Annotated in this window: 3 protein-coding genes; all 3 read right to left on the reverse strand. The window is 39.6% G+C overall.

Annotated features, from left to right (window positions below):
- Positions 1-218 precede the first annotated feature (218 nt).
- The gene (locus F6K54_RS40425) at positions 219-1,001 is read right to left on the reverse strand and encodes a glycoside hydrolase family 19 protein (protein ID WP_293090043.1); all 783 of its coding nucleotides are present in this window, start codon (positions 999-1,001) and stop codon (positions 219-221) included.
- A gap of 570 nt (positions 1,002-1,571) precedes the next feature.
- Complete coding sequence (locus F6K54_RS40430) at positions 1,572-2,177, reverse strand: C39 family peptidase (RefSeq protein WP_293090045.1); 606 nt, start codon at positions 2,175-2,177, stop codon at positions 1,572-1,574.
- A 1,204-nt stretch (positions 2,178-3,381) separates the two neighbouring features.
- Positions 3,382-3,981, reverse strand: a complete 600-nt coding sequence (locus F6K54_RS40435) for an RNA polymerase sigma factor (RefSeq protein WP_293090047.1) — start codon at positions 3,979-3,981, stop codon at positions 3,382-3,384.
- Positions 3,982-4,871: the final 890 nt, after the last annotated feature.

Below are 4,871 nucleotides of genomic sequence, written 5' to 3' on the forward strand. Positions count from 1 at the left end.
TTTCAAGGGCGATCGCTCTGAGAAAACTATACAGCGGTTTTCATTTCAGTAGGGACGTTGCATGCAACGTCCCTACAGGGCGCGTGGTTATGACGATGTGGTTCATCAAGAGCGAAAAGCGCTGTAATTGTTGAACCAAGCTTTTCGGTCTGGACTGCTCCGCAAACAGATACCTAACAAATTTTTAGACTGAAACGCTGATAGCTGATAGCTAATAGCTAGTTAAGACCCAGAACTTTTTTAGCTCTTTCCCAAAATTGCAGGCGATCGCTATAACCATTTAGACCACCATTAATCAAACGGGTGACTTTTTCAAAGTTTCCTTGGTCTGCATACTCGTTAATATCCCGACTTTCCCAATACCAAGCTGCCACCGCCGCATTCGTATAAGGGTCTTGAACAGCCATTTCTGGCTTGTCTTCTAAAGGCAAATCTAATGCTTGACCACATTCACGATAATTAGCTCTGCCTGTAAGTTGAATCAGACCCCTTCCTTTATATCGTCTGCCATCTCCTGGTTGGGTGTTACCTAAATCCTCTCGTCCCTCATAATCAGCACCACTAGCTAATTCTTCTTTATAATAGAAAGAACCGCTTTCATGGGCAATTTGAGCAATAAATGCACAAGCTCTTGCTGTTGTTGCTAAATCAAAATCATGTATAACCTGATTGAGAGGAGCGACATATCGATGAATATCCTCATCAGAAGCATCGGGCATAATTGCTTTCAGATTTTCTACGGTAAAGATATCTGACTTATTAGATTCTGTAGTTTTTGCTTTATTTTCCCAGGATAGCTCCCAATGATCGGAGAAAATATACCAGGTTCCTGCATTATTATTGAGTTCAACTTGGTAGTGTCCCTGTTCTGCTGGAGAATATTTGAGAACTTCATAGGTTTTTCCTTGGGGAACAGATGTTTTTTGACTCTCAGGAAGTTGAGAAGCTTGAGCTACTGCTTTTTTGAGAACAGTTTGACTAATTGCTTTGATAGTTTCCATTTTTTATAGTCTTGATATTTTTCTGAAGGCAAAGAGACAACGGGCAACAGAGGGTAGAAACAGGAGGTAATATCATGTCCGGTTGAATACTTATTATTAAGGTAGTAGGGGAGTAGGGGAGTAGGGGAGTAGGGGAGTAGGGACCCACCCCTCGCCCCTCCCAGGAGGGGAAAATAGAAAGATTTACTGTTTAAGCACTCATGATAAGTTTTTTCATCACGCTCTTATCCAGACATGATATAAAGGAGCAAGGGAGTGGAAAGTTGGCAAAGCAATTCCATTAAAAAGCAATCTTAGGGAATTACAAATTGCTTCCCACAACTCTGTTCTGCTCACAATGACCTAGTGATATAAATCCGCTTGCAATGGAAGTGTTCTCAGAAACCAGGTTTATGGGAGACAGATGTCAGTATACTAGGGGATTTCATATAAACCCAGTTTCTCTGCGAGATTGCTTCCCTCAACTCCGTTCCGGTCGCAATGACCTAGTGAAATTTAATTAGGCATAAATATTAATGTTTTTCCACCATTGCCTGTGCCCTGCTACAGGCAAAGACAGCATAGCAGAATCTACAAATTCTGAGGTAGTCCTGTAGGTTTTCCTTTAACAGAAACAGCGACTCGACCCCATCCTGCTTCTTTTCCCTGATCGACCCAAATTTGTTTTAAAAGATCCAAACTGTAAGGATCGTAAGCTGCTTTTACCCCTACCTGGTAAGTATTGCCCGCTCCGTCTCTAATACCATAAGGATCGTGTATGAAAATTTTCTTTTTGTCTAGATCGAATCCCGTAGCTACCACCATGTGTCCGCTACCTTTATATGCCATACCCATAACTACTGGATATCCTGCTTGCAAGCACAGGATTAAATCATCAATTGAAAGCGTATAGGAAAAATAGGTATCTACTTCAAAATATTGTAAAGCACGAGTATTTGCTTGATGATCGGTAGTATCGCCATATTTATCTAGTATCTTTCCGTACATACTTTCAAATTCACGATAACCCTCTGATTTTGCTTTTTCAACAAGATCTGGTCTGAGGAAGGCTAAAAACATTGAACAAGAAGTTAGGTTGCATTGTCTGTAACCAGGTCCGTGATAGGCCGTATCGTTATCCAACTGAGAGAAATAGGGAACGTCGAGTTTTTTGAATTTTTCTTTTGTCTGTGTCATTTGAGAAATAGTATTGTATACAAAATAGTACAAAAAGCAGATGGAACAAGAAATTTCGAGAGGCAGAATACTTTTTGAGATCGAGTCTGTTTGAACATTTGTCATTGCGAGGTACATTTGTAGAACATTCCGTAGGAAATCAATCCCCTGTTTTTAGAGATTGCTTCCTTGCACTCCGTTTCAGTCGCAATAACTTTTGCATTGAGTAATTAGGGTTTGCTGATTAAACCTCAAAGTATTAACTGATATTGGTTTTAGCCTTTTTCAGTTCTGAAAAAGTACCTAGTTTTTGGCTATTGTTGTCTCAAAATGGTAAAGTTTTGACCCTGACAATGCCGAAAATTTGACCGTAGCAGATAGTTTAAACTGTTCCCTCTCTTGGTGCGCGTTCCCTTGCGACTAGCGTCGTCGCGGGGTCGCACCGCTGTTCCCTTCCTTCACTAACAGACTTTTTCAGCAAACCCTAATTATTAGAACTTGATATGATTTGATTGATGGTTGATATCATGTCCGGTAGCATCGGAGCGTGTATAAAATTAAGGTAACAATGACAGGACTTACGCAAAGGCACTATATATAAGGCTTCGCTCAGTTACGCTGCCGCTAACACACCCTACGAATAGCGTTCATGCGTAAGTCCTGAATGAAAGAAAACCTTCTGCCTCCTGCCCCCAGCATAGCTGCCTTCCTTCCACCAAAGTCTAATTATTCAACCGGGCATGATATGAGTTTTGGCTTGTTTTAGCTCAACTCAAGCATAATATTGTCCTCAAGAAACCTTGTAATTGCTTTCATTAATTAGACGTTTAAGGAAGCAAATTTCTGAATTATTTTTTTGCCTAAAATTCAGAGAAACTTTAACCTAGATGTTGTATGCTTAGGAAAAGCAAATTTTGATACAACGTTTCCCGTTGTTATGAGGTATAAAATTTTAGGTTTGAGGGAATAGGAAACAGGGAACAGAAAAGAATAAAAACAACTGTACCTCATAGCTTCGGAAACTGCTGTATCACTATCTCATATCATGTCCGGTTGAATAGTTAGACTTTGGTGGAAGGAAGGCAGCTATGCTGGGGGCAGGAGGCAGAAGGTTTTCTCAAGAGTGTCACCTTAATTTTATACACGCTCCGATGCTATCGGACATGATCTCACGAAGGACATTTCTTATCAACTGCTCTATTATAGGCAGTGGTTTTTCATTGCCTTAGCCTTCCAAGATAAAATATTCCCTCAACTCCTTTTGTAAAATCTTCCGTGCCTGAGAAATGCGCTTACAGACATTATCGTAAGAAATGTTTTGCTGTTGAGCAATCTCTTGATTAGACAGTTGCTGATAAAAATGGAGGATAAACGTTTCACGCATCCTCTCCGGTAAATTATCAATAGCACGACAAATCATAATCCTTTTCTCTTCTACTTCTATAGCAGAATCTGGCCTCTCTTGAACTGAAACCACTTCTTGCTCCTCAGCAGATGTGTACTCTTCGATATTTTCAACTCTATTCGCATCCCGAATATGTTCTCGATGAATATCTACACAGAGATTGTAAGTGAGTTTTGTCAGCCATGCCTTAAAATTATCAATTTTCGTTGGATTTTTTTGCACCTTTTCCCAAGCTTTAATCATTGCCCGACTAAGGGCATCTTCAGCATAAGTCAAGTTTCCACCCATCCACTTGACACAGCAAAAATAAAGATAATCTTGATGCTTCAGCCATTGCTGCCAAAACTCTTGCTCTGTTTTTTCAGCACAGTTTAGACCTAATGTATGAGCTGAAATTACTTTGAGATAACTTGATAGCATAATAGTCAACCTTTAAGGAAATCTATAAATTTTGGAGGCGAACCATAATTTCAATGCAGCAGCCGGCATTTGTAGGAATTGTGTTTAAATTTTAATTAGACCTCTCCGGACAAGAGGGAGTAGGGAGTAGGGAGTAGGGAGTAGGCGGAAATAATTGATGATTTATGCACGATAATTGATTTAATTTTTGATTATCGGAGAGGTCTATTGGATTATTTTTGATTTTTGGAGATGTCTAATAAGCTTTGTTGAATGAAGGTTGCAAGAGTCAAACTCTTTATACCAAGCATTAATAGTGCTTGTTACAAATGGTAGGGAATGAATATTGATTGACATCCTCCCGACGCTGCTCTCACGAGACAGCGCGGGTATAAATGCCAACATTTAGATAAAAAAGCGAAAAATGTATAGATATAGCTTTCTAAAATGAATTGGAGAAGCTTTTTTTTACTATTTCCGATGTAGATGCACCTTTTTGTAGTATTCTTTTCAGGACTTACGCATTGACAATAGATATAGGGTTTCCGTGCGTTACGCTACCGCTAACACATCCTACTGGATTGTTTCACCTAAAATAGTGCATTAGCTTTTTTCGTCACCCCATCTCCCCATCTCCCCATCCCCCCATCTCCCCATTTTCTAATGCAACATTTAATCTGCTGGTTAGTTTTCAAATTTTCACAGATATGCGATGCCCACTTATTTTGACTGTATTCACCTAAGTAACTGAGTACCTTCTGAGGTTCCAGATCCTCAAGCAACATCAACAAGGCTAAAATGTTTAAACATTAACTCTAGACCATCGACATTTTTTGCCAAAAGCATTGATAATTCTGTACTCGTTCAATGTAGTATATTTTTCCTTTTCTCCATCGGGAAGAAACCTATAA

Source organism: Okeania sp. SIO3B5 (genome assembly GCF_010692555.1).
Taxonomy (GTDB): Bacteria; Cyanobacteriota; Cyanobacteriia; order Cyanobacteriales; family Microcoleaceae; genus Okeania.